Genomic DNA, 23,357 nt, shown 5'->3' on the forward strand with positions numbered 1-23,357 from the left:
GGCCGTTCTACCGGCGGCTCGTGCCAGTCCCGTGGCGGTCCTCGACCGGCGCCGGCTCGTGTCGCGGCTTCTTGGTCACGAGCGGCAGGACGAGCGCGACGAGCGTGATGACGCCGATGACGGTGAAGCCGAGGTTGTAGGCCTTCTCGCTCCCGATGAGCGACGCGATGAGCAGCGGACCCACGACACCGCCGATGCTCCAGCCGATGAGCATCAGCCCGTAGATGGCGCCGACGTTCTTCACCCCGAAGAACGTGCCTGCGGTGGACGGCATCGTGCCGAACGCCCCGCCGTAGCAGAGGTAGACGAGCGCCGCGAGCACCGCGAAGAGGGCCGTGCTGCTCGCGTGCGGGATGAGCAGGAGACAGATGCCCTGGATGCCGAGGATGCCGAGGAACGCCGGCATCTTGCCGATCATGTCGGAGATCCAGCCCCAGAAGATGCGGCCGGCACCGTTGAAGAGGCCGAGCACGCCCACGAGCGCGGCGGCTGCGGCGGTCGAGTAGCCGGCTACGTCGGTGGCCGTGCCAGCGGCGACGGCGATGAGCGAGATGCCGGCCGTGACACTCATCGTCAGGATGGCGGTGAGGAGGTACCACTGCTTGGTGTGCATCGCCTCGCTCGGGGTGAAGTCGCGCGGGCCCGAGCCGTTCTCGACCCTCGCTGCGTCCTTGCTGGTCGCCCCCGTCACGTCGGGCAGGACCGCGGGGTTGCGGAAGACCGAGGTGCAGACGAGCAGGATGACGAGGTAGCCGATCCCCAGCCACAGGAACGCCTTGGTGGGCACGCTCGGTGACTGGTCGATGAGGGCTTGCCCCACCGGTGCCGTGACCACCGCGCCGAACCCGAAGCCTGCCACGGCGAGGCCGGTGATGAGGCCCGGCTTGTCGGGAAACCACTTCTGCAGCATGGCGATCGGGACGATGTAGACCATGCCGAGGCCGAAGCCGCCGATGACGCCGTACCCGAGGACGAGCAGCCAGAAGGAGTCGGCCGACTGGGCGAAGGACGCGAGGATGACACCGACGGCGTAGATGACGCCGCCCGTCATGGCGACGACCCGGGGGCCTCGGGCGTCCTGGAGCCGGCCACCGACGTAGCTGCCGACGAAGATCATCCCGATGACGACGCTGAAGGGCACCGCGGCCTTCGACTTCGACCATCCGAAGGCGGCGTCGCTCTGCAGCGCCTTGGCGAAGACGCTCCACGCGTAGACGGAGCCGATGGCGAGCTGCACGAGTACCGCGCACACGAGGATGACCCAGCGGTTGCCGCCGGGTGCGGCGGTGCTGTCGTTCCGAACCGCACTGGTGCTCATGAGGCTCCCCTTCTCGTCCTGGTGGCGCGGCGCGTCATCGCGCCGTGGTGATCGAGTCGTCGACGACGCCGGCCGCACGGCGCTTCTCGAGCCGCTCGCGCTGGGGCTCGACGGTGTACTTCGGGTCGATCGCCGAGACCATCCCGGCCTCGAAGACGCCGAAGCGGGTGCACACCGAGGCGGCCATGAGGGCCGCCCCGCTGAGCGCGGCCGTGACCCGGTTGCCACCGAGCGCGACGGCACCGAGGGCTCCCCCGACCGTGAGGGCCCGGCTGGCCTTGAGCAGTCGACCGGCCTTGCCGGTGCGCAGCGGCTCCGAGAGCGTGGGCCCGAGCTTGTCCTGCATGCGCTCGAAGGCGACGAGCTCGGCCAGCGCGCTGACGGCGGCGAGCTTGCGGGCCGGGCCGTTCTCGCGCGTCGGGACGGTGACCAAGGCGAGCCCCGAGGCCGCGAGGTTGGCCGAGCTGACGAAGACGAACGGCAGCTCGCGGTAGGACTCGTGCCACGTCGGGGTGGCCGTGTCGGCGAGGAGCACCGCGGTGTAGGCGGCCAGCGGCGGGGCGAAGAACGCGGACCCCACCGTGGCGGGCCCGTCGGCGAGCTTGAGCGCCTTGGCGACCAGGGCGACCGCGCCGCCGGATCGCGCCCCGCGAGAACGGCGCTCGATGACCGGGCGCGCGACCTCGGAGACGAGGGCCGCACCGGCGAAGCTGCCGAAGGCTGTGAGGATCCACGAGCCGACCGACATCGGCGACGTCAGCTTGACGGTACGCATCATGTTGAGGGCGCGGCTGGGCTTGCCGAGGTCCTTGGCCAGCGCGGCACCACCGAGGGCCGCGCCCGCGACGGCACCGATGCGCCCGGCGCGCTGCAGGGCCGGGTAGCCACGGGCCGCACCACCAGCGCCGAGCAGCGCGGAGCCCGCGGCGATGCCACCGAGGAAGAGGTATGCCGCCACCTCCTTCTCCCACGGCGCGGGCTTGACGATGTGGCGCCCGTAGTAGCTGTCGAAGCTGACGTCGGGGACCATGATCGACTCGTCACGACGCTTGCCGCCGTTGCGACCGCCGCCACCCCCGCCACCGTTGCCGCGACGGCGCGTCCGCTCCGGCGGGCGGTCGGCGTCGAAGGGGTTGGTCGTCACTTGCGTCTCCCCACGAAGGCGGCCGCGGCCATGGCGAGCATCGTCAGCCCCGCGTAGCCGGCCTTGCGGAACATGTCGGGCAGGTCGGCGGTCGTCACCCGGGGGTCCGGCGGCAGGCCGTAGACCTCGGGCTCGTCGAGCAGCAGGAACGTCGAGCCGGTGCCCCCGACGCCGTCGTGCTCGTCGACGCCGTAGAGGCGGGCCTCCGGGTAGCCGAGCTCGTGCAGCTGGGCGACGCGGGCGCGGGCCGTGGCCCGCATCTCGTCGAGGTCGCCGAACTTGATGGAGGTCGTCGGGCAGGCCTGGGCGCAGGCGGGCGTCTGCCCTGCGCCGAGGCGGTCGTAGCAGAGCGTGCACTTCTGGGCGATGCCGACGTTCTTGACCTCGCCGTTGCTCGAGGCGTGCGCCGGCTGGTTCTGGTGCGAGCCCTTGGCCGTGTCTCCGGCGCCGCCGGCGCCCTTGATGCTGATGCCGTGGGACTGCGGGCCCTTCTCGTGGCCCTCGTTGCCGCTCCGGCGCTCGATGACGCCGAACGGGCAGGCGGCCACGCAATAGCCGCAGCCGTTGCACACGTCGTCCTGCACGACGACGGTGCCGAACTCGGTGCGGAAGAGGGCCCCGGTGGGGCACACGTCGAGGCACGCGGCGTGGGTGCAGTGCTTGCACACGTCGGAGGCCATGAGCCAACGCACGTCGGGCACCGCGGTGTCCGTGGGGCCGGGGCCGGCTGCCGCGCCCTGGCGCAGCTCACCGGGAGCCGTGAGCGTCGCGGTCGCCGTGCCCCCGCCACCGGCGAGGGCGGGCTCCTCGCCCGAGCGCACCGAGGGCATACCGAGGGAGACGAGCTTGCGTCCCGACTCGCGGGCCTGCTCGATGCGGTCGCTCGTCTGCTCGACGAAGGCGACGTGCCGCCACGTGCTGGCCCCGAGGGCGCCCGTGTTGTCGTAGGACTGGCTCAGCAGGTCGAGGCCGTCCTCGGGGACACCGTTCCACTCCTTGCAGGCCACCTCGCACGCCTTGCACCCGATGCAGATCGAGGTGTCGGTGAAGAAGCCCTTGCGGGGTTCGCTCGTCTCCCACGCGGCGTCGGCCGCCGGGTCGGTGGGGCCGGAGAGCTGGTTGCGCCAGAAGCCCATCGTCAGCCTCCTCTCGTGTCGGGGGTGGACTCCGGGTGACCGGTGCGCAGCTCGTTGCTCGTCATGACCGTGCTGCCGGACCGCGACTGGTACTCGGCGACGAGCCGCAGCAGCTCGTCACCCGCGGGTCGGCGGCCGGGCACGATGTCGCACGAGCCCGCCTTGCTCTCCTGGATCTGGACGTTGGGGTCGAGCGCGACACCGAGCAGGTCGTTGGCGGCGTCACCGCTGACGATCGCGTCGCCGCCGACGCCCCAGTGGTAGGGCAGCCCGATCTGGTGGATCGTGCGGCCCCTGATGGTCAGGGGCGTCATGCGCTCGGTCACCATGACGCGGGCCTCGATCGCGGCTCGGGCCGACACGATGGTCGCCCACCCGCCGTTCTCGAGGCCACGCTCGGCCGCGAGCTCCGGCGACACCTCGCAGAAGAACTCCGGCTGGAGCTCCGAGAGGTAGGGCAGCCACCGGCTCATGCCACCGGCCGTGTGGTGCTCGGTCAGGCGGTAGGTCGTGAAGACGTACGGGTAGACGTCGGCGCCCGGCGCGTCGCCCGAGGGGCTCCACAGGTTGTCCTTGCGCGGGAACACCTTGCGGGCAGGGTTGGACTGCTGGGCGTAGAGCGGGTTGCTGACCGGGGACTCCTGCGGCTCGTAGTGCGTCGGCAGGGGCCCGTCGAGCATGCCCTTGGGCGCGAAGAGCCAGCCCTTGCCGTCGGCCTGCATGACGAACGGGTCGTCCCCGGCGAGACCTGCGGGTCCGCCCGTGCCCGGCTCGGGCCGGTAGCTCGGCGCCTTGTCGGCCACGAAGTCCGGCACGTCGTGCCCGGTCCACCTGCCGGACTCGGCGTCCCACCACACGTAGCGCTTGCGCTCGCTCCACGGGTTGCCCTCGGGGTCTGCCGAGGCGCGGTTGTAGAGGATGCGGCGGTTGGCCGGCCAGGCCCAGCCCCAGTCGAGGGCGGTCAGGTCCTGCTCGCGGCCGGGCTTGCGCGCGGCCGCGTGGTTGACACCGTCGGCGTAGACACCGGTGTAGATCCAGCAACCGCCGTCGGTGGACCCGTCCGCCTTCATCTCGGTGTAGGACGAGAGCGGCTGTCCCGCCTTGTCGCCCGTCAGGTGACGGCCGTTGACCTCGGCGAGCACCGCCTCGGCGTCGGGCTCACCGTGCTCGTCGGTGGGGTAGTCCCACGTCAGGTCGAGCAGCGGACGGTCCCGCTCATCGGTCGAGTCGGCGAGCAGCTCGCGCACCCGGCGGCCAAGCTCGTGGAAGAACTGCAGCTCGCTCTGGCAGTCGCCCTCAGGCTCGACCGCCTGGTGGTGCCACTGGAGCATCCGCTGCGTCTGGGTGAACGACCCGCTCTTCTCGGTGTGCGCGGCCGCGGGGAGGAAGAAGACCTCGGTCTCGATGTCCTCCGTCTTCAGCTCGCCGGAGGCGATCTCGGGCCCGTCCTTCCAGAACGTCGCGGACTCGATCATGTTGAAGTCGCGCACGACGAGCCACTTCAGGTGCGACATGGCCTGGCGCTGCATGCGGCCGTGTGCCGAGCCGACGGCCGGGTTCTGCCCGAGCAGGAAGTAGCCCTCCACCTGGTCGTCGAGCATCGCCATCGTCGTCTGGTAGGTGCCGTGCGCACCGCTCAACCGCGGGAGGTAGTCGAAGCACCAGTCGTTCTCGGCCGTCGCCGCCTTGCCCCACCACGCCTTGAGCAGGCTCACGGCATACGTGTCGGCGTTGGCCCAGAAGCCCTTCTGCTCCTTGTTGCCGATCGCCCCGAGGTACTCGTCCCACGTGTCGTGCAGGCCCGCGACGGGCATCGCGAGGTAGCCCGGCAGGATGTTGTAGAGCGTCGGGATGTCGGTGGAGCCCTGGATGCTCGCGTGACCGCGCAGCGCCATGATGCCGCCACCCGGTCGGCCCATGTTGCCGAGGAGCAGCTGCACGATGGCGGCGGTGCGGATGAACTGGGCGCCCAGCGTGTGCTGGGTCCAGCCGACGGCATACACGAACGCCGTGGTGCGCTCGCGCCCACTGTTCTCGGTGACCGACCGCGCGAGGTACTCGAAGTCGTCGACGGCGATGCCGCACGTGTCGGCCACCATCTCCGGGGTGTAGCGGGCGTAGTGCTTCTTGAGGATCTGGAAGACGGTGTTGGGGTCCTGGAGCGTCTCGTCACGAAGGACCCGGGCGTGCTCGAGGGCGGGACCACCGGACCCGTGCTCGTCGCCCGCGGCACGGTCCGACTTCGTCTCACCGTGCTCGTGTCCGGCCGCAGGGCCCCCGATGGTGCCCGGCGTCTCGTCGTCCTCACCGTCGCTGCTCGCGTAGGCCCACGTGTCCTGGGCGTAGCTCCCCTTCTCGTCGTCGTAGCCGGAGAAGAGGCCGTCGAGGTCCTCGGTGTCCTGGAACTTGTCGCTGACGATGGTGGCCGCGTTGGTGTACGCGACGACGTACTCCTTGAAGTACAGCTCGTTGTCGAGGATGTACTTGATGAGCGCGCCGAGCAGCACGACGTCGCTGCCGGCCCGGATCGGGATGTGCTTGTCGGCCGTGGCCGACGTACGCGTGAAGCGCGGGTCGACGTGGATGACCCGGGCACCCTTGAGCCGAGCCTCCGTCACCCACTGGTAGGCGACCGGATGGCACTCGGCCATGTTCGATCCCTGGATGACGATGCAGTCGGCGTTGGACAGGTCCTGCACGTACTGCGTGGCGCCGCCGCGCCCGAACGAGGACCCCAGACTGGGGACCGTGGAGCTGTGTCAAATACGGGCTTGGTTCTCGATCTGGATGGCGCCGGCGGCGGTGAAGAGCTTCTTGATGAGGTAGTTCTCCTCGTTGTCGAGCGTCGCTCCGCCCAACGAGGCGATCCCCATGGTGCGCCGCAGCGGGCGCCCGTGCTCGTCGTGGTCCTGCCACGTGCGGCGGCGCGACTCGACGAAGCGCTGCGCCACCATCTCGACAGCCGTCGAGAGCTCGATGGACTCCCAGTCCGTGCCTCCGGGTCGGCGGTAGAGCGCCTTGCGCTGCCGGCCCGGGTTGTTGACGAGCTGCTCGCTCGCGGACCCCTTGGGGCACAGACGCCCTCGCGACACCGGCGAGTCCGGGTCGCCCTCGATCTGGACGACGCGGCCGTCCTTGACGAAGACGCGCTGGCCACAGCCGACGGCGCAGTAGGGGCACACGCTCTGGACGACCTTGTCGGCCGTCGCGGTGCGCGGCGTCAGCTCGCGTGTGTGGGCGGACGTGACCGCCGGTCCGCGACCGAGGAAGTCACCCGAGCGCACCTGCCGGACGACCGGCCAGGACAAGAACGTCTTCTTGGGATCCACCGCTGCACCTCTCTGGACTGGGCGACCGCACCATGACAACACGTCTGTCTGGGAGCCGCCACAGAAGCATTACCCACTTCGGCGGATCGCGAGACGGCCGGCACCCTAGCCGTCGATAGACTCGGCGGTCCGATGAGCGACCCCGAACCGCGCAGTCCCGCCACGCCCTTCGTGCGGCGTCTCGTCGCCCTCGGTCCCCACCGTGGATCGCACCGGGTCGCGATGCGCGCGGGTGTCTCGGTGCTCGTGCCGCTCCTCGTCCTCGTCCTGCTGGGTCGCGAGGAGTGGACCGCCTACGCGGCCTTCGGCGCCTTCACCTCGCTCTACGGCCGCAACCACGCGCGAGCCGAGCGGACCGGCATGCAGGCCGTCGCCGGTGGGTTCCTCACTCTCGCAGTGACGCTCGGCGTTGTGGTCTCTCTGCTGCCCGACTCGCGCTGGATCGTCGTCCCCGTGGGGGCGCTCCTCGCCGCCGGCGGGTCGCTGACGTCGGATGCGTACGGCTGGCACCCGCCGGGACCACTCTTCCTCGTCTTCGGCTTCGCCGTGTCGGCCGTCGTGCCGGCCACCGCGGCCACCGTGCCCGTGGCGGCGGCGATCGCGGCCGCCAGCGCGCTCTTCTCGATGCTCGTCGCGCAGCTCGGCGTGCTCCGCGAGCCGGCGTCGTGGTCTCCCCCACTGCTCCCGGCGCCGCGCTTCCGTGACGCGCTCGCGCCCCGCGGCGCCGTGACCCACCTCGTGCGCCACGTCCTGGCGCTCACGGTCGCGGGCGGGATCGCCACCGCCCTGGACTGGCAGCACCCGTACTGGGCCATGGTCGCCGCGGTGGTCGTGCTGTCGGGTCCCGACCTGCTCTCCCGGCTCACCCGGGGCGTGCAGCGCGTCGTCGGCACGCTGCTCGGCCTCGGCGTCGCGGCGCTCGTCCTGCCGTGGCACCCGCAGGGCGTCGCCGCGGTCCTGGTCATCGTCGCGCTCCAGGTGCTCACCGAGCTGTTCGTCGGCCGCAACTACGCCGTGGCCCTGCTCTTCATCACGCCGCTGGCCCTGCTCATGGGTCAGCTCGCCCACGAGGCCCCCATCGGCCCGCTGCTGCGCGACCGCTTGCTCGAGACGGTCCTCGGCGCCGTCGTGGGCGCGGTCGTGCTGCTCGCGGTCCCCGACCGGTTGGAGCCCGAGCTAGACCCCGAGCTCGACGCGTAGGGCCGCGTGCAGGTCGTGCTCGATGTCGCGGGCCGTCAGGGCGAGCGCGGTGACGACGTCGACGAGGCGTGACTCGTCGACGCGCACCGTCGGCATCGAGACGGTGACCGCCGCCCCGACGCGGTCACCGACGCGCACGCCGCGCCCGACCGCCGTCACGCCGCTCTCGGTGCGGTCCTTGTTGATCGCGAAGCCGCGCTCGCGGACGACGTCGAGCTCGCGCTCGAGCGCGCCCACGTCGGGACGCTCGTCCGACCGACCTCGCCAGCGCTCCACGGCATACAGCTCGGCCCGCTCGTCGACGGTGAGGTCGGCGAGCATGAGCTTGCCCCCTGAGGTCAGGTGCGCGGGGAAGACCATGCCCTCGCGGTTGCCGACGCGCAGCGCCTGCGTGCTCTCGACCGAGCCGATGAAGCGGGCGTAGTCGCCGGCGAGGACGAGCAGGTTGGCCGATTCACCGAGCCGCCCGACGAGAGCGTGGAGGTGCGGCATGGCGATGGTGCGCAGCAGGGCGGTGCGGGACTGGGCGTCCGCGGTCAGCGAGATGACCGGGCCGGCGTGGTACCGGCGGTCGTCGCCCTGCCGCGCGAAGTCGCGGTAGACGAGCATCGTCAGCAGCCGGTGCGCGGTCGAGCGGGCCACACCGAGACGCTCGGCGGCGTCGGAGACGCTGAGCGGGCCCTCTACCTGCAGCATCACGGCGAGCCGCAGGGCGTGGTCGACGCTCGTCAGGGCGTACTGCGGGCGGTTCTTCAGGGCGCGATCCTGGGCCATTGGTTCCTCATAGCAGAATCTTCTATTCCGTCATGGCGAACCTAGTTCACAGTCGTCCCCATGGCAACGACGCCCCCCACCCAGAACCGGCCCCTGGCCGACCGCGCCACCGGCAGCGCGAACCGGCCCGCGTGGCTCGTGACGCTCCTCTGCTGGCTCATCGTCGTCTTCGACGGCTACGACCTCATCGTCTACGGGACGACCCTCCCCCGCCTCCTCAAGGAGAAGGGCTGGGACCTCACCCCCACCACCGCCGGCTTCATCGGCAGCCTCGCCTTCGCCGGCATGCTCGTCGGCGCGCTCGGTGCGGGCCTGCTCTCGGACCGGCTCGGCCGCCGCCGCACGATCCTCTGGGCCACCCTGTGGTTCTCGGCCTTCACGGCGCGGGCGAGGAGGACTGGGGCACGCCGGACGAGCTCGACCACGCCTTCGCCGACACGTGCGAGGAGGTCCGGGCCGGGCTGCCGCTCATGTGGCGCGACCGCTGGTGGCGGATGTTCGACCGCGAGCCCATCCCGACGTGGGTGACGGGCCGCATCGCGCTCTCCGGCGACTCGGCGCACGCGCCGCTGCAGTACCTCGCGCAGGGGGCCGTCATGGCGATCGAGGACGCCTACGTCCTGTCGGAGCACGTAGCCGCGCAACTCGTGGCGGGCACGGGCGCCGACGCCCTCGACTGGGACGCTGCCCTCGCGGCCTACGAGGCCGTCCGCCCCGAGCACTGCCGCCGCGTCCTGACGACCGCGCGCGCCTGGGGCGAGCTCTGGCACCACGTCGGGGACGAGCGGCTGTGGCGCAACGAGGTCATGCGCTCCCGCGACGTCCACGACTACTCCTTCGTCGACTGGCTCTACGGGCCGACCGCCCTGACGCCCGACAAGGAGCCCGCGATGTTCGCCCCCGCCTGACCGGCGGTTGGGAGCGACAGGCCCCCGGACGGCATACTCACGAGGTGACGAAGAACCTCAGCGAGCGCATCCCGCGGGATCCCGATCCCGACGGCCTCTACGAGGTCTTCACCGAGTGGACGACCGAGCGGGGGCTGACGCTCTACCCCCACCAGGAGGAGGCGTTCCTCGAGATCCTGAGCGGCAGCAACCTCATCCTGTCGACGCCGACCGGGTCGGGGAAGTCCCTCGTCGCCACCGCCGCGCACCTCACGGCCCTCGCCGACGACCGCGTCAGCTTCTACACCGCGCCGATCAAGGCCCTCGTCTCCGAGAAGTTCTTCGCGCTGTGCGAGCAGTTCGGTGCCGACAACGTCGGCATGATCACCGGCGACGCGTCGGTCAACGCGGACGCGCCGATCATCTGCTGCACTGCCGAGATCCTCGCGAACCTCGCTCTGCGAGAAGGCAGCTCGGCCGACATCGGCCTCGTCGTCATGGACGAGTTCCACTTCTACTCCGAGCCCGACCGCGGCTGGGCGTGGCAGGTGCCGATCCTCGAGCTGCCGCAGGCACAGTTCGTGCTCATGTCGGCCACGCTCGGCGACGTCACGATGTTCAAGGACGACCTGACCCGGCGCACCGGCCGCTCGACCGCCGTCATCACCGGCACCGAGCGCCCCGTCCCCCTCGAGTTCTCGTATGCCGTCACCCCCCTCCACGAGACCATCGAGGAGCTCCTCGAGAAGGACCGCGCGCCCGTCTACGTCGTCCACTTCACGCAGGCGGCCGCGCTCGAGCGCGCGCAGAGCCTCATGGCCGTCAAGATCACGACCCGTGAGGAGCGCGAGGCCATCGCCACGCGCATCGGCGGCTTCCGCTTCGGGGCCGGCTTCGGGCGCACCCTGTCGCGGCTCGTGCGGCACGGCATCGGCGTGCACCACGCCGGCATGCTGCCGAAGTACCGCCGTCTCGTCGAGCAGCTCGCCCAGGACGGCCTGCTCAAGGTCATCTGCGGCACCGACACCCTCGGCGTCGGCATCAACGTGCCGATCCGCACCGTGCTGCTCACCGGCCTGACGAAGTTCGACGGGACGAAGCAGCGCACGCTCAAGGCGCGCGAGTTCCACCAGATCGTCGGACGTGCCGGCCGCGCCGGCTTCGACGCCCGCGGCTGGGTCGTCGCCCAGGCGCCCGAGCACGTCATCGACAACCTCCGCGCCGTCGAAAAGGCCGGCGACGACCCCAAGAAGCAGAAGAAGATCCAGCGCAAGAAGGCCCCCGACGGCTTCGTCAACTGGTCGGAGGAGACGTTCGAGCGGCTCATCGCCGCCGAGCCCGAGCCGCTCCAGCCGCGCCTCAAGGTCTCGCACTCGATGCTAGTCAACCTCCTTGCCCGAGAGGGCAACCCGATCGCCCACGCGCACCGGCTGCTCTCGGACAACCACCACGAGCCCAAGGACCAGCGACGCCTTCAGCGGCACGCCCTCGTGCTCGCCAAGGAGCTGCTCACCTCGGGTGTCGTCGAGCGCCTCGCCACGGCCGAGGAGTCCGGCCGCCGGCACGCCCTGACGATCGACCTGCAGCGAGACTTCGCCCTCAACCAGCCGCTCGCGCCGTTCGCGCTCGCCGTCATGGACACGCTCGACCCCGAGAGCGACACCTATGCCAAGGACCTCGTCTCGGTCATCGAGGCGATCCTCGAGAACCCGCGCCAGGTGCTCTGGGCCCAGGAGTTCAAGGCCCGCGGCGAGGCCGTCGCCGCGATGAAGCTCGACGGCATCGAGTACGAGGAGCGCATGGAGCGGCTCGAGGAGGTCACCTGGCCCAAGCCGCTCGCCGACATGCTCGAGGTGACGCTCGCGGCCTACCGCCAGAGCCACCCGTGGATCTCGCAGGACGCCCTGTCGCCGAAGTCGGTCGTGCGCGAGATGTACGAGCGCGGCATGACGTTCAACGAGTTCGTCTCCTACTACGGCCTGTCCCGCTCGGAGGGCCTCGTCCTGCGCTACCTCACCGACGCTTACCGCGCGCTCCGCCGCACCGTGCCCGAGAGCCACCGCACCGAGGAGCTCGAGGACATCATCGAGTGGCTGGGCGAGCTGGTGCGCCAGACCGACTCCAGCCTGCTCGACGAGTGGGAGGACCTCGTCAACCCGAGCGACACCGTGCTCGCGCAGACCGACGTCGCCCCGCCCGCACGACCGATCACGGCCAACGAGCGGGCCTTCACCGTGATGATCCGCAACGCGATGTTCCACCGGGTCGAGCTGGCCTCGCGCGACGAGTGGGAGGCGCTCGGCGAGCTCGAGGCCCGCGTCGCCGAGCTGACCGACCCACCGCAGAAGGTCGTCATGGACGCCCAGGCGTGGAACGACGCGCTCGGGGCCTACTACGACGACCACGACGCCATCGCGACCGACCAGGGAGCCCGCTCACCCGCGCTGCTCCAGGTCGACAAGGTGCCGGGTGAGTGGCGCCTGCGCCAGGTCGTCGTGGACCCCGACGAGGACAAGGACTGGGGCATCACGGCCGTCGTCGACCTCGAGGCGAGCGACGACGTCGGCGCCGCCGTGCTCACGGTCACCGGCTTCGAGAGGCTGGGTGGCTGAGCGTGGGACTGCGTGAGACGCCACGCGAGCACGACGGCGTGCTCGTCGAGCCCGAGGACGGCGGCAACGGCACCGGCGTCCTCGTGCTGTCCGGCTCGAGCGGCCGGGTCGAGCGCGACCGCGCGCGCCTGCTGGCCGGCGCCGGGGTCTCGGCCGCCCTGACCTACCGCTGGTTCGGCGGTCCCGGCCAGCCGGCCGGCATCTGGGAGTACCCCCTCGAGGCCTTCGCGCCCGCCGTGGCGTCGCTCGCCGAGCGCTGCGACCGCGTCGTGCTCGTGGGCTCCTCGAAGACGGCCGAGGCCTTCCTGCTGTATGCCGTGGGCGACCCCGCCGTCGACGCCGTCGTCGCGCTCGCGCCGAGCCACGTCGCCTGGGCCAACGTCGGCGCGGGACCGGACGGCGAGCTGCGACCGCAGCACTCGTCGTGGAGCCGGGGCGGCGAGCCCGTCCCCTTCGTGCCCTACGACGACGACGCGGTGGCACCCGGGGAGCCCCCGGCATACGCCCCCGTCTATGCGCAGAGCCTGCGCACGCACGCCGACCGCGTGAGCTCCGCGACGATCCCCGTCGAGCGCTTCTTCGGCGACGTGCTCCTCGTCGCGGGAGGCGACGACCGGGTGTGGCCGTCGCTGGCCTTCGCCCGCGCCGTCCAGGCGCGAAGGGCTGCCCTCGACCTGCCGACGACGCTCGTCACCCACCCGGAGGCTGGCCACCGGGTCATCCTGCCCGGGGAGCCCGCCGCGTCCGGTGGGCAGACCATGGCCCGTGGCGGCACCGAGGCAGCCGACCGCGCCCTCGGCGAGCGGGCTTGGCCCGAGATCCGGCGCGTGCTCGACCTGCGCTGAGTCCCGCTGAGTCCCGCTGAGTCCCGCTGAGTCGCGGCTGCCAACGCGCTACGGGAGGGCCCCGCGCGGGTATGTTCCCGAGTGGCCCATCGGGGACCCCTCTAACCGACAGGACACATGCATGGACACCACGGACGTCAAGGACGCATCACGGCGCGCGGGTGACCATCCCGCCCTCGAGACCGCCGCGCGCGTCGGCTACGCCGTCAACGGCGTGCTCCACATCGTCATCGGCGTCATCGCCCTCCAGCTCGCCTTCGGGTCGAAGGGCAAGAGCGCCGACCAGTCCGGCGCGTTGGGCTCCATGGCCGACAACGGCTTCGGGCTCTTCATGCTCTGGGTCGCCGTCGTCGCCTGGCTCGGGCTCGCGCTGTGGCAGGTCACGGAGGCGATCTCGGGCGGCTGGGAGACGAGCGACCGGCTCAAGGCCGCCGCCAAGGCGGTCGTCTACCTCGTCCTGTCGTGGACCGCGTTCAAGTTCGCGAGCGGCAAGGGCTCGTCGAGCAAGAGCCAGACCACCGACTTCACGGCCAGCCTCATGAAGCAGCCGGCCGGCCAGTGGCTCGTCGCCCTCGTCGGTCTCGTCGTCATCGGCGTCGGCGTCTACCACGTCGTCAAGGGCTGGAAGAAGAAGTTCCTCGAGGACCTCGAGACCCACCCCGGCGAGTGGATCGTCAAGGCCGGCCGGGTCGGCTACATCGCGAAGGGCATCGCCCTGGTCATCGTCGGCGGCCTCTTCGTCCTCGCCGCCGTGCGCCACAAGCCGAGCGAGGCCCGCGGCCTCGACGGAGCCCTGCACAACCTGCTCGGCGCCCCCGGCGGCCCGGTCCTGCTCGGGCTCGTCGCTCTCGGCCTCATCGCCTACGGCGTCTACTCCTTCGGTCGGGCACGTCACGCCGACGTCTGACAACTGCTCGTCACCGCTCGACACCTCGCGACTCTCACACGAACGGCCGGGAACCCCAAGGGTTCCCGGCCGTTCGTGTGTGTCCGGTCAGCGCGACACGGCCTCGCGGGCCGCACCCGTGACGCGACCACTCGCGGCCTTGCGCCGCAGGTAGTTCCAGGCGAGCAGCGCGCACACGACGCCGTTGACGAGCCCGACGAGGATGTCGACGAGGTGGTGCATGCCGCGGTAGAGGCGGGCGTAGCCGACGAGCAGCGGGATGACGGCGCAGACCACGGTGACGAGCCGGCGCAGCCACACCGTCTCGATGCGCTGCGCCATGAGCGCGAAGGTCAGGTAGAGCGCGGTCGCGGCACCCATGTGACCGCTGGGGTAGCTCGACGTCGGCGGCGCGGGGTCGAGGTGCGGGACCGTCGGTCGCTTGCGGTCGGCGATGGTCGTGGCGGCCACGAAGACGCTGGCCTGCATGGCGATCGCGATGGCGGGGATGACGGCATACCACCACTGCTTGGTGCGCCACCAGATGAGGGCCACGGCGATGACGCAGACCCCGATGATGATCTCGGTGTTGCCGATGTGGGACCACACGGCCGTGATCGAGTTCATGAGCGACGTGCGGCCGGCGGCGACGGACTTGCTGATGTCCTCCTCCGCGGGGAGTCCGCCGAGCGGGCCCATGATGAGGAAGCCGAGACCGACGATCGCGCCGAACAGGATCACTGCGGGCGCGAGGACACGCAGTGCGAAGTCACGCAGCGCCGACCCGACCGTTGGTCGTGATGGGTCGATCTCGTAGCGGTGGACGAAGGTGTGGTTCACGTGCTGCCTTTCGATGACTCGGGCCCGGCGGCCCCCTCCGGCGGAGGGGAGTCGTCCGGGCTGTGAGGGTTCCACCCGAGGTAGCCGACGTAGGACGCCGTGCCGAGTCCGGCGCCGAAGATGATCCCGGCGAGGACGTCTGAGGGGTAGTGCACGCCGAGGAAGACCCGGTCGACCGCGGTGAGGAGGACGTATGCCGTGAGGCCGCCGACCAGCCACCGGCGGGCCACCGGGGTGAGCACCGGCCAGAGCAGCAGCGCCATGATCGTCGCGATCGCGGCCGCGCAGGCGACGTGCCCCGACGGGAAGCTGTAGCCCGGCGCGTGCGAGACCGGGTCACTGACGACCGGGCGCGCACGGCGCACGATCTCCTTGAGGACGAGCTGGAGGTTCCACGACACCATCAGGGTGATGAAGGCCCAGAGGCAGCGCGTCGCGAGCTCGCGGTGGCGGCGCCACAGCACGAGGCAGACCGCCGAGGCGACGATGTAGACCCACTTGGGCTGCGTGATCTCCTGCCACACGAGCAGGGTCGACTTCAGCCACGGGTTGTCGCGGGTGATGTCGGTGGCGGCGATGATGAGCCGCTCGTCGAGCTCGATGACGGGCAGGAACTTCTCGCGCACGACGAACGCGAGGACGGTGACGGGGACGGCGAAGAGGAGCCCGTACCCGACGGCCTTGAGCAGGCGGCGGCCCCGGCCCGCGGGCCGGATCACGCCTCGTCGTCGGTCAGCCAACGCGGACCACCAGCGAGTCGGGCAGCACCCGGATGCCGAGCGCGACGTGCTCACCGATGGGGTCGCCGTCGATCTCGGCCTCGACCGGGCGGCCGGCCGTCACGGTGAACTCGCGGGCGCGGAGGCGATCGAGCCGACGGTGGCCTGCGCGGTGCCGGGTGACGACGTCGGAGACGACGGAGAGCCAGCCGAGGGCGCCCTTGGGGGCGACGACGACGGTGTCGAGGAGGCCGTCGTCGATCTTGGCGTCGGGCATCAGCTCGATGCCGCCCTGGAGCGTGCCGCAGTTGCCCACGACGACGGTGCGGGCGTGCCGGTTGACCGTGTTGCCCGCCTTCTCGACGATGCCCTCGCCGCCGCTGGAGCTCACCTCGACCCGGAAGCCGCGGCTGAAGAGGTGGCGGAAGAAGCTGAAGACGTAGGCGACCCAACCGACGACGGCCTTGACCTTCTCGTTGGTGCCGGCCATCACCTGGCCGTCGAGACCGAGACCGGCCATGACGAGGAAGACCTCCTCGTCGTCGTCGACCTGCGAACCGCCGTCGTGGGTGCCGTGGCTCTCGCGCGGACGGATCGGCTTGTCGGACACGCGCATCAGACCGACGTCGATGCGGCGGTCCTGGCCCGCGAGCACGGCCTCGACGGCCTTCTCGAGGGAGTCGACGGGCAGGCCGAGGTTGCGGGCGAGCAGGTTGCCGGTGCCGCCGGGCAGCAGGCCCAGCGCGACGTCGGTGCCCACGAGGGCCGAGGCAACGGCACGGACCGTGCCGTCACCACCGAGCGAGGCGACGACATCGGCGCCGGCACGTACGGCCTCACGGCCCTGCTTCTCGCCGGTCTCGTCCTCGGTGGTCTCGATCCAGGACGGGTCCTCCCAGCCGTGCTGCGCCGCGGCCTTGGCGACGAGCTCCTTGGTCGCGGCGAGATCGTCGACCTTGACCGGGTTGTAGACGACGGTGAGGCTGCGACGAGCGCTGGGGGTGTCAGGCATGGTGGGGATCCTAGGGCTCTGGGCAGGAGGGGAGGCGGCCGTCAGAGCTCGGCCGACCGGTGACATACCCGTCCGGCGCACCCAGCCGACCACCAGCGCATCCCCAGCCGGCGTCCAGCCGCTGCGGCCCCTGCGGCGGTAGCCTCCCGGACGTGGCCACCATCCGCCGCCGCCTCGGCGTCGCACTTCTCGTCGGGGTCGTCGTCGGCCTCTTCGTGCCGCTCGGCCCCGCGGGCGAGCTGCTGACCCACCTGCTCACCGGCTTCGTCGCCGGCGGGCTCGCCTTCGCCGTGCCGCTGCTCGTGCACATCCTCGGTCACGACGCCCCCTCGACCCGCGCGCGCGTCGAGGGCCGCGACGGGGACGCCGCCTGGTACGACGTCGTCGTCATCCTCGTCGGCCTCGCCAGCCTGGCCGGCGTGGGCGTGCTCCTCGTCGGCGGACAGTCCAAGGGTCTTGCGCAGGTCATCGACGCCCTCGTCGGGGTCGGCGCGGTGGCGGTCGGCTGGCTCTGCGTCCACACCGTCTACGTGCTGCGCTACGCCCGCGTCTACTACGCGAGCCCGGAGCCGCCGATCGACTTCAACCAGGACGAGGACCCGACGTTCTCGGACTTCGCCTACTTCTCCTTCAACCTCGGCATGGCCTACCAGGTGTCGGACACGGCGCTGCGCACGTCCGACATCCGCCGCGTCGTGCTCGGCCACACGCTGCTCGCCTACCTCTACGGCACGATCGTCATCGCGTCGACGATCAACCTCGTGGCCGGCATCGGCGGCTCCGGCGGCAGCTGACGCGACCACCGCGGTCCGCGAACCCCGCGCCCTACGCGGATGCCGCGTCGAGCCTGGCGAGGGCGGCGTCCTCATCGGCCCCCGGCGGCAGGACCATGAGGACCAGACGCTGGTAGTTGCTGAGCGAGAGGATGACGTGGTCGGGGTACCGGCTGTGCTCGAACCAGCCGAGGTGCGTGATGCCCAGAGACGTCTGGATCCGGCCGGGAGCGTCGTCCCAGGGGCCGCGCTCGTAGCCGATCCGCGCGATGCGCGCGTGCACGCGTTCCTGGATCGCGACGTCGAGCAGCGGCACCTCGGTCCGGAGGTCAGCGGTGCGCGGCCACCACACCCCGTCGGACGCCTCGACCCCGAGCCTCCGGGACAGCGCGAGGCGACTGGGAGGCGTGGACGTCTCCGTCGGCGAGGCGTCGACGGACGGGTGAACAGGGGCGCGCCCGGTTGCAGGGTCTGCAGGGTCTGCCGGGGTGGCGGGAGAGGGCGTGGCGTGGGGTTGGGGGCGGGGCAGGGCGTTCACAGCGGCTCCTCGGGAGCGATGGCGTGACGGGTGGACCGCGGTTCCCTCGTCACTTCCCGCCGCTGGGACCGACACCGCGCAAGGATCGGGCCTCTGCTGTCTGCCGACGCCGACGGCCCTGGCCGGACCGTCACGTCTCCTCGTCACCGTACGCCCCGTTCGTCGCCGACGGCCCACTCCGGACAGGCGTAGGGTTCGGAGCGAGGTTGACGCACGGTGCGCCGGCAGATCGGAGTCGGAGATGCCCGGCGACCTGACGCCTCTGCCCCCACCCGGCTCGCGGCTCGAGGACCTGATGGTGGCCGTTCGCACCGTGCGCGATGACGTGGAGTCCCTGAGGACGGGCAAGGTCGACCCCGCCCTGCTGGTGTCCGCTCGCGGCGTGCTGCTCGACGCGTTGGAGGTCTACGCCGCCGAGCTCGTCAGGCGCAGGCTACCCATGCCACCGACGCTGCGCGACGACCTGCGCCTCCAACGAGGCATCCGCGCCGGGAGCCGGTTCAGGTAGCCGCGAGACGCGACTTCTCGTCCTTGACCCACAGGCCGATGAGGCCGCCGAAGTGCGCCATGAACCTGTCGCGCTCGTGCGCGGGGTAGGTCGTGACGACGGTCGAGCGCAGCAGGCTGTCGAAGGCGTCGGACTGCACCCACTCGAGGACGGCCGCGTCGAGGTGCGAGAGGTGGCGGTCGCACCACGCCCAGTAGGCGGCCGTGTCGAAGTACTCGTCGGCGATGGCGAGATAGGCGTCGAGCTTCTGCTCGTCGTCCAGGTCGTCGCGGTCGGCCACGTCGAAGTAGCGGCGCATCTCGAGGTCCATCGGACCCTTGCGGCCCGTGACGAGGCAGAAGGCCGACCAGCGCACGAGCGCCTTGATGGCCCACGGGAAGTAGTAGTGCAGCGAGGTGACGGCGACGTCAGGACAGGCGTTGGCGTAGTCGATGGGATAGACGTCGTCACCCTTGACGAGCATCTCGCACGAGTTGAACTCCCAGCCGAACATCGCGTTGACGATGCGGCTGATCGCGGCGGTCTGCTTGCCCGCGGAGGGCTGCAGGAAGTCGTAGCTCACGGCATACCGGTTGTGCATCGGCTGCTCGGGACGGAAGTCCATGACCATCGTCTCGGGACCGATCGACAGGGCACGCGCGAAGTGGTCGTACTCGACGGTCGACTGAAGGTGCATGAGCATCTCGCCGGACTCGTCGTAGGCCTTGACGAGGTCCTTCTCGTCGTCGATCCGCGAGACGCCGCGCCAACCGCCGCCGTCGAAGGGCTTCATGTACATCGGGTAGCCGAGCTCGTTGGCGATGGCCTTGAGGTCGAAGGGCCGGTTGTACTTCGCGCTCGTGTAGGCCCAGCGCACGTTGTCGACAGGGTTCTTGTAGGGCACGAGCCACGTCGCGGGGACCTTGAGGCCCAGGCGCATCAGCGCGACGTAGGCGCTGTGCTTCTCCATCGACTGGAAGGTGAACGGGCTGTTGAGCAGGTAGGTGTCGTTCATCAGCGCGGCCTTCTTGAGCCACTCGCGCGGGTGGTAGTACCAGTGGGCGAGGCGGTCGATGACGAGCTCGGTGCGCACCGGCTGGCGCAGGTCGAACGGCTCGATGGTGAGCCGCTCGCTCGTCAGCTCGTGGGTGACGCCGTCGTCGGTCGTGATCGGACCGACGAGCGCGAGGAGCGCCTCGAAGGCGGTGGGCCAGTCCTCCTCGGCCCCCAGCAGCAGCCCGATCAGGTGGTTGCGCGTCTGCGTCATGTGCCTCTCCTGCTCGACGATCCGGGTGACCCCGATCCTTGCAGCAGTGTCAACAGGAACGGGTCGAAGGCCGACTCCCAGGAGCGCCAGTCGTGCCGGCCCGGCAGCTCGGCGAACGACACGTCGTGACCGCTCGCGGCGAGGGTCTGCGCCATCTGCCGGTTGTTGGTCAGGTTGCCCTCGTCGAGGCCGCAGGTGAGCACGACGCGGGCGTCGGTGCGCGGTCGCCGGACGCGCCGGACGCTGCTGACGAAGCCGGTGACGCGGTGCCAGAACTCGAAGTCCTCCTCGTCGTCGACGCGCTTGCGGAAGAACGATCCGGACTGCAGGAAGAGCGCGCCGAAGGTCCCCGGGTGTCGCCACTCGGCCTGGAGCGACGCGAGCGCTCCGAGGCTCGCTCCCATGAGGGTCGGCCTGCCGTCGAGGGCGTATGCCGTGTGCACCGTCGGGAGCACGTGCTCGGCGAGCGTGTCGGCCCAGTCGGGGTTGGCGGCATAGCGCTCGTTACGGGGGCCGGGCTCGAGCAGGACGACCCGGGTGGGCGGGACCCTGCCTTCGGCCGTCGCGGTGCGCAGGCGCGAGAGCAGGTGTGCCCGGCGGGAGTACTCCGGGCCGTCGTGCGCGACGAGGAGCGGCAGCGGATGAGCACGCCGGGTGCCCACCGGTGAGACGACGGAGAGCTCGACGTCGCCGACCGGCGTGCCGGTGACCGTGATCCTCGTCCGCGCCATGTCCAGACCCTATGCGCGGCCAGTGACAGGAGCACGACGGACGCTCTGTCGACAGCTGGTCGGGTGGCGGATGTGGCTGTGCGCGAAGCGAATTCGTTGTCCACAGATGGGCTGCATCTCTTGATCCATGTTCGAACACATGTTCTGCATATCTGCTTAGGTGAAGTCCGGTAGGCCGGTTTCTGTGGGCTTGAGGAGGTCCTTGAGTCGGTGGGGGTCGGTGTCGACGGCCTGCTCGAGCAGAGGGTAGAAGAGCAGGCCGCGGGACTTCGCGTTCCGCCGGTTGAAGCGGAAGGTGTACTCGTCGAGGTAGTAGGGCAGGTGCTGCTCCTCGACGCGGAAGTGCAGGGTGCCGATGAGCCAGCGCTTGAGCAGTGAGGCGACCAGGTGCACGCCAGGCAGGACGCTGGCCTTGTCGGGGGCGGAGTAGCCGAGGGTGAACTCGTGGGTGTAGCCGAGGTCGGCGAGCCGGCGCAGGGTGCGGGCTCCGTCGGTGCGGACCGTGGATCCGGGCTCGATGACGGTGGTGGCGAAGTCGACGAGCTGGGACGTTCCGGGGTGGTCGGCGACAGCGAGCCGGACCCGGCCCAGGCGGCGGGTTTCGTTGTGCTCTATGGCGATCATGACGGCGACCTTGTCGCCGTAGCCGCCATGACTGTTCGCGGTGACACCGCCGATCATCGTCTCGTCGAGCTCGACGATCCCGGACAGCTTGTCGCGTTCGGGGCGGACCATGGCCCGGCGCAGCTTGTGCATCCAGGCCCACGCGGTCTCGTAGGAGCCGAACCCGAGGACGCGTTGCAGCCCGAGGGCTGACATGCCGTTCTTCTGCGAGGTCAGGAACCAGATCGCGGCGAACCAGGTCGACAGCGGCGTCCGGGTCCGGTCGAAGATCGTGCCGGCAGTCACCGACGTGCGCCGCCCGCACGAGCGGCACATCCACAACCCGGCCCCGGTGCGCCAGAACTCCCGCGCCCCACACTTGGGGCAGATGAACCCGTCCGGCCACCGCAGGCCCGCGAGGTAGTCCAGGCACGACTGGTTGTCCGGGAACCACTCCAGCAGCTGCTGGTACGTCGCCGGGTAGTCCACTCCCCGAACCGGATTCGTGGTCATCCACAGATGCTACTTCACCTAAGCAGATATGCAGAACACATGTTCTAATTGAGGAGTCCCGAGGCGAGAGGAGAGGTGCCGTGCCGTACGTCGCATCCACCCGCTCGGGCCTGCTCGCCGTCGAGGACGACCAGGTGCGCAGCGCGGCCATGGCCGACGTCCAGGGCAGCCTGACGGCAATGGGCGAGCGGATGATGCGCACCATCGCCTCGCTCGAGCGGGAGAAGGCGCGCGTCGAGGCGCGGCTGCTCGCGGCCTACGGCGGGCTCCACACGATCGAGTCCCAGCAGCTAGAGACGCTAGCGCTGAGCCGCGGGTCGCTGCACGCGTCCGCCGACCGGGTCGCGTCCGAGGAGATCGCACTCGCGACCGGGGTCGGTCTGGGCGAGGTGTCGCGGCGTATGTCGCTCGCGACGGCCCCACGCCGGCACCGGAGGGTGCTGGACGCCCTGCGGTCCGGCGCCACGTCGCTGCACCGGGCGCTGCAGGTCGCCTCGGAGACGGCAGCGCTGTCCGACGCCGACGTGGCCGCCGTCGAGGAGGCCGTGCTCGCGCCGTCCCGCGACGGGCAGCCGGTGGCGCAGCGCACGTTCGTGACGCGGCTGCGTCGAGCGATCGCCTCGGTCGACGGGCGCGGGTCCGACGAGCGGCGGGCGCACGCCCGGTCGCGACGAGGCGTGTTCGGCCGTCTCACCGCCGACGGCATGGGCTGCCTCACCCTCTTCACCGACGCCGACGCGATCGCCGCGGTCATGGAGCGCCTCGACACCGAGGCCCGGGCGGCCCGCGGCGCCGGGGACCCCCGCACGCTCGACCAGCTCCGCTGCGACCTCGCCACCGAGGCACTCCTGCGCAGCCACCTCGACGTCCTGCAGGCCGGCATCGAGGCGCACCCATCGACCGACACCCCGAGGGGTGGCCCGACCAGCAGCCCGACCAACAGCCCAGCCAGCGGCGCGGGCAGCAGCCCGGAAGGCCCGGACGGCCCGGACGGCCCGGACGGCCCGGACGGCGGGAGCTCCGCGCCAGCGAACGGGGCGCCCGCACCCGAGCGGCGCAGCGGTACGCCCCCAACGTCTGGCACCGCTACCTCTGCGGCCGCGAGCGCCGCCCACGCTCGTTCCGAGCCGCCCGTCCCGGGCCCATCGGCGAAGGGTCAGCCGGCCGCCCTGGTCTGGCTCATCGTCCCCTTCGAGGTCGCGACAGGGTCGTCCGACGCCGCGTGCGAGCTCCCCGGCCACGGCTGGGTCACCGCCGCTCACGCCCGCGAGATCATGACGCGTCCCGGGTCGGTCTGGCGCACCCTGCCGGTCGACCTGCGCACCGGCGAGGCACTGAGCCGACCCACGCGCGCCTACCGGCCGACCGCGGCGATGGTCGAGCACGTGCAGGCCGTCGACGGCCGGTGTCGCGGACCGGGCTGCGAGGTGGTCGCGACCCGCTGCGACCTCGACCACGAGACACCGTGGCCCCGAGGTGAGACGTCGGTCGGCAACCTCCGCTCCAAGCACCGGCTGCACCACAACCTCAAGACCGACGGCATCTGGACCTCGACACCGGTCGGCGACGGGGGTCTGGAGTGGACGACCCTCACCGGGCGCACCTACGTCACCCACCCGAAGGACTGGCGTGAGGGAGTTGACCCGCCTGCGACAGCCACGCGTCCCACGACGCCTGCGACGTCCGCGACGTCCGCGACGTCCGACGGTTCTCCGGTCGACGTGCCACCGCCTCCGTTCTGAG

The 23,357-nt window shown here is 71.0% G+C and carries 21 protein-coding genes; 9 read left to right on the forward strand and 12 right to left on the reverse strand.

Annotated features, from left to right (window positions below):
- Nucleotides 1-7: 7 nt before the first annotated feature.
- Genes U5C87_RS02485 through fdh form a run of 4 tightly spaced genes read right to left on the reverse strand, consistent with a single transcriptional unit; the run spans nucleotide 8 to nucleotide 6,927 of the window.
- Nucleotides 8-1,318: an L-lactate MFS transporter gene (locus U5C87_RS02485; protein ID WP_330475062.1), complete on the reverse strand. Its 1,311-nt coding sequence runs from the start codon at nucleotides 1,316-1,318 to the stop codon at nucleotides 8-10.
- A 34-nt stretch (nucleotides 1,319-1,352) separates the two neighbouring features.
- Entirely contained in the window at nucleotides 1,353-2,462 is a 1,110-nt protein-coding gene (gene nrfD, locus U5C87_RS02490) for an NrfD/PsrC family molybdoenzyme membrane anchor subunit (RefSeq protein ID WP_330475063.1), read from the reverse strand.
- Nucleotides 2,459-3,598, reverse strand: a complete 1,140-nt coding sequence (locus U5C87_RS02495) for a 4Fe-4S dicluster domain-containing protein (protein WP_330475064.1) — start codon at nucleotides 3,596-3,598, stop codon at nucleotides 2,459-2,461. The genes nrfD and U5C87_RS02495 overlap by 4 nt, the downstream gene beginning before the upstream one ends.
- A 2-nt stretch (nucleotides 3,599-3,600) precedes the next feature.
- Nucleotides 3,601-6,927 carry a formate dehydrogenase gene (gene fdh, locus U5C87_RS02500; RefSeq protein WP_330475065.1) on the reverse strand — a complete coding sequence of 1,109 codons (3,327 nt, stop codon included), beginning with the start codon at nucleotides 6,925-6,927 and terminating at the stop codon, nucleotides 3,601-3,603.
- A 132-nt stretch (nucleotides 6,928-7,059) separates the two neighbouring features.
- Between fdh and U5C87_RS02505 the strand changes: the two genes are divergently transcribed.
- A complete protein-coding gene (locus U5C87_RS02505; protein WP_330475066.1) occupies nucleotides 7,060-8,127 on the forward strand; it encodes an FUSC family protein in 1,068 nt (355 codons plus the stop codon).
- Here U5C87_RS02505 and U5C87_RS02510 read toward each other — a convergent pair.
- Entirely contained in the window at nucleotides 8,104-8,901 is a 798-nt protein-coding gene (locus U5C87_RS02510) for an IclR family transcriptional regulator (protein ID WP_330475067.1), read from the reverse strand. The two genes, U5C87_RS02505 and U5C87_RS02510, sit on opposite strands and share 24 nt — an antisense overlap.
- 60 nt (nucleotides 8,902-8,961) lie before the next feature.
- On the opposite strand from U5C87_RS02510, the gene U5C87_RS02515 reads away from it, so the two are divergent.
- The 5 genes from U5C87_RS02515 (at nucleotide 8,962) to U5C87_RS02535 (ending at nucleotide 14,152) form a co-directional block, all read left to right on the forward strand.
- Nucleotides 8,962-9,429 carry an MFS transporter gene (locus U5C87_RS02515; RefSeq protein WP_330475068.1) on the forward strand — a complete coding sequence of 156 codons (468 nt, stop codon included), beginning with the start codon at nucleotides 8,962-8,964 and terminating at the stop codon, nucleotides 9,427-9,429.
- Nucleotides 9,426-9,809 (forward strand): hypothetical protein, encoded by a 384-nt coding sequence (locus U5C87_RS02520; RefSeq protein WP_330475069.1) that lies wholly within the window; start codon nucleotides 9,426-9,428, stop codon nucleotides 9,807-9,809. Before U5C87_RS02515 ends, U5C87_RS02520 begins: the two co-directional genes overlap by 4 nt.
- Nucleotides 9,810-9,853: 44 nt before the next feature.
- On the forward strand, nucleotides 9,854-12,400 hold the full coding sequence (locus tag U5C87_RS02525) for a DEAD/DEAH box helicase (protein WP_330475070.1): 2,547 nt from the start codon (nucleotides 9,854-9,856) through the stop codon (nucleotides 12,398-12,400).
- A 2-nt stretch (nucleotides 12,401-12,402) separates the two neighbouring features.
- Nucleotides 12,403-13,245 (forward strand): acyl-CoA thioester hydrolase/BAAT C-terminal domain-containing protein, encoded by an 843-nt coding sequence (locus U5C87_RS02530; RefSeq protein WP_330475071.1) that lies wholly within the window; start codon nucleotides 12,403-12,405, stop codon nucleotides 13,243-13,245.
- Between the two features lie 121 nt (nucleotides 13,246-13,366).
- Nucleotides 13,367-14,152 carry a DUF1206 domain-containing protein gene (locus tag U5C87_RS02535; RefSeq protein ID WP_330475072.1) on the forward strand — a complete coding sequence of 262 codons (786 nt, stop codon included), beginning with the start codon at nucleotides 13,367-13,369 and terminating at the stop codon, nucleotides 14,150-14,152.
- A gap of 87 nt (nucleotides 14,153-14,239) precedes the next feature.
- Here the strand turns inward: U5C87_RS02535 and U5C87_RS02540 are convergent, their stop codons facing one another.
- From U5C87_RS02540 to U5C87_RS02550, 3 genes are read right to left on the reverse strand one after another with little or no spacing between them, the layout of a single operon-like run.
- Entirely contained in the window at nucleotides 14,240-14,971 is a 732-nt protein-coding gene (locus U5C87_RS02540) for a phosphatase PAP2 family protein (RefSeq protein ID WP_330475073.1), read from the reverse strand.
- Nucleotides 14,968-15,690 (reverse strand): phosphatase PAP2 family protein, encoded by a 723-nt coding sequence (locus U5C87_RS02545; RefSeq protein WP_330475074.1) that lies wholly within the window; start codon nucleotides 15,688-15,690, stop codon nucleotides 14,968-14,970. Before U5C87_RS02545 ends, U5C87_RS02540 begins: the two co-directional genes overlap by 4 nt.
- 13 nt (nucleotides 15,691-15,703) lie before the next feature.
- Complete coding sequence (locus U5C87_RS02550) at nucleotides 15,704-16,702, reverse strand: diacylglycerol/lipid kinase family protein (protein WP_330475075.1); 999 nt, start codon at nucleotides 16,700-16,702, stop codon at nucleotides 15,704-15,706.
- Nucleotides 16,703-16,854: 152 nt separating this feature from the next.
- On the opposite strand from U5C87_RS02550, the gene U5C87_RS02555 reads away from it, so the two are divergent.
- Complete coding sequence (locus U5C87_RS02555; RefSeq protein ID WP_330475076.1) at nucleotides 16,855-17,496, forward strand: DUF1345 domain-containing protein; 642 nt, start codon at nucleotides 16,855-16,857, stop codon at nucleotides 17,494-17,496.
- A gap of 31 nt (nucleotides 17,497-17,527) precedes the next feature.
- On the opposite strand, the gene U5C87_RS02560 is transcribed toward U5C87_RS02555, so the two are convergent.
- Nucleotides 17,528-18,013, reverse strand: coding sequence for a DUF5994 family protein (locus U5C87_RS02560; RefSeq protein ID WP_330475077.1), 486 nt, complete (start codon nucleotides 18,011-18,013; stop codon nucleotides 17,528-17,530).
- Between the two features lie 241 nt (nucleotides 18,014-18,254).
- Here U5C87_RS02560 and U5C87_RS02565 point away from each other — a divergent pair, with 241 nt between their 5' ends.
- Nucleotides 18,255-18,521: a hypothetical protein gene (locus U5C87_RS02565; RefSeq protein ID WP_330475078.1), complete on the forward strand. Its 267-nt coding sequence runs from the start codon at nucleotides 18,255-18,257 to the stop codon at nucleotides 18,519-18,521.
- Here U5C87_RS02565 and U5C87_RS02570 read toward each other — a convergent pair.
- The 3 genes from U5C87_RS02570 to U5C87_RS02580 form a co-directional block, all read right to left on the reverse strand.
- Nucleotides 18,514-19,767 carry an ATP-grasp domain-containing protein gene (locus tag U5C87_RS02570; RefSeq protein WP_330475079.1) on the reverse strand — a complete coding sequence of 418 codons (1,254 nt, stop codon included), beginning with the start codon at nucleotides 19,765-19,767 and terminating at the stop codon, nucleotides 18,514-18,516. The two genes, U5C87_RS02565 and U5C87_RS02570, sit on opposite strands and share 8 nt — an antisense overlap.
- Nucleotides 19,764-20,498 (reverse strand): alpha/beta hydrolase, encoded by a 735-nt coding sequence (locus U5C87_RS02575; protein ID WP_330475080.1) that lies wholly within the window; start codon nucleotides 20,496-20,498, stop codon nucleotides 19,764-19,766. Before U5C87_RS02575 ends, U5C87_RS02570 begins: the two co-directional genes overlap by 4 nt.
- A 156-nt stretch (nucleotides 20,499-20,654) precedes the next feature.
- Nucleotides 20,655-21,614, reverse strand: coding sequence for an IS1595 family transposase (locus U5C87_RS02580; protein ID WP_330474992.1), 960 nt, complete (start codon nucleotides 21,612-21,614; stop codon nucleotides 20,655-20,657).
- A gap of 80 nt (nucleotides 21,615-21,694) precedes the next feature.
- Here U5C87_RS02580 and U5C87_RS02585 point away from each other — a divergent pair, with 80 nt between their 5' ends.
- On the forward strand, nucleotides 21,695-23,356 hold the full coding sequence (locus U5C87_RS02585) for an HNH endonuclease signature motif containing protein (protein ID WP_330475081.1): 1,662 nt from the start codon (nucleotides 21,695-21,697) through the stop codon (nucleotides 23,354-23,356).
- Nucleotide 23,357: the final 1 nt, after the last annotated feature.

Origin of the sequence: Terrabacter sp. C0L_2, from assembly GCF_036352015.1 — a bacterium.
GTDB lineage: Bacteria > Actinomycetota > Actinomycetes > Actinomycetales > Dermatophilaceae > Terrabacter > Terrabacter tumescens.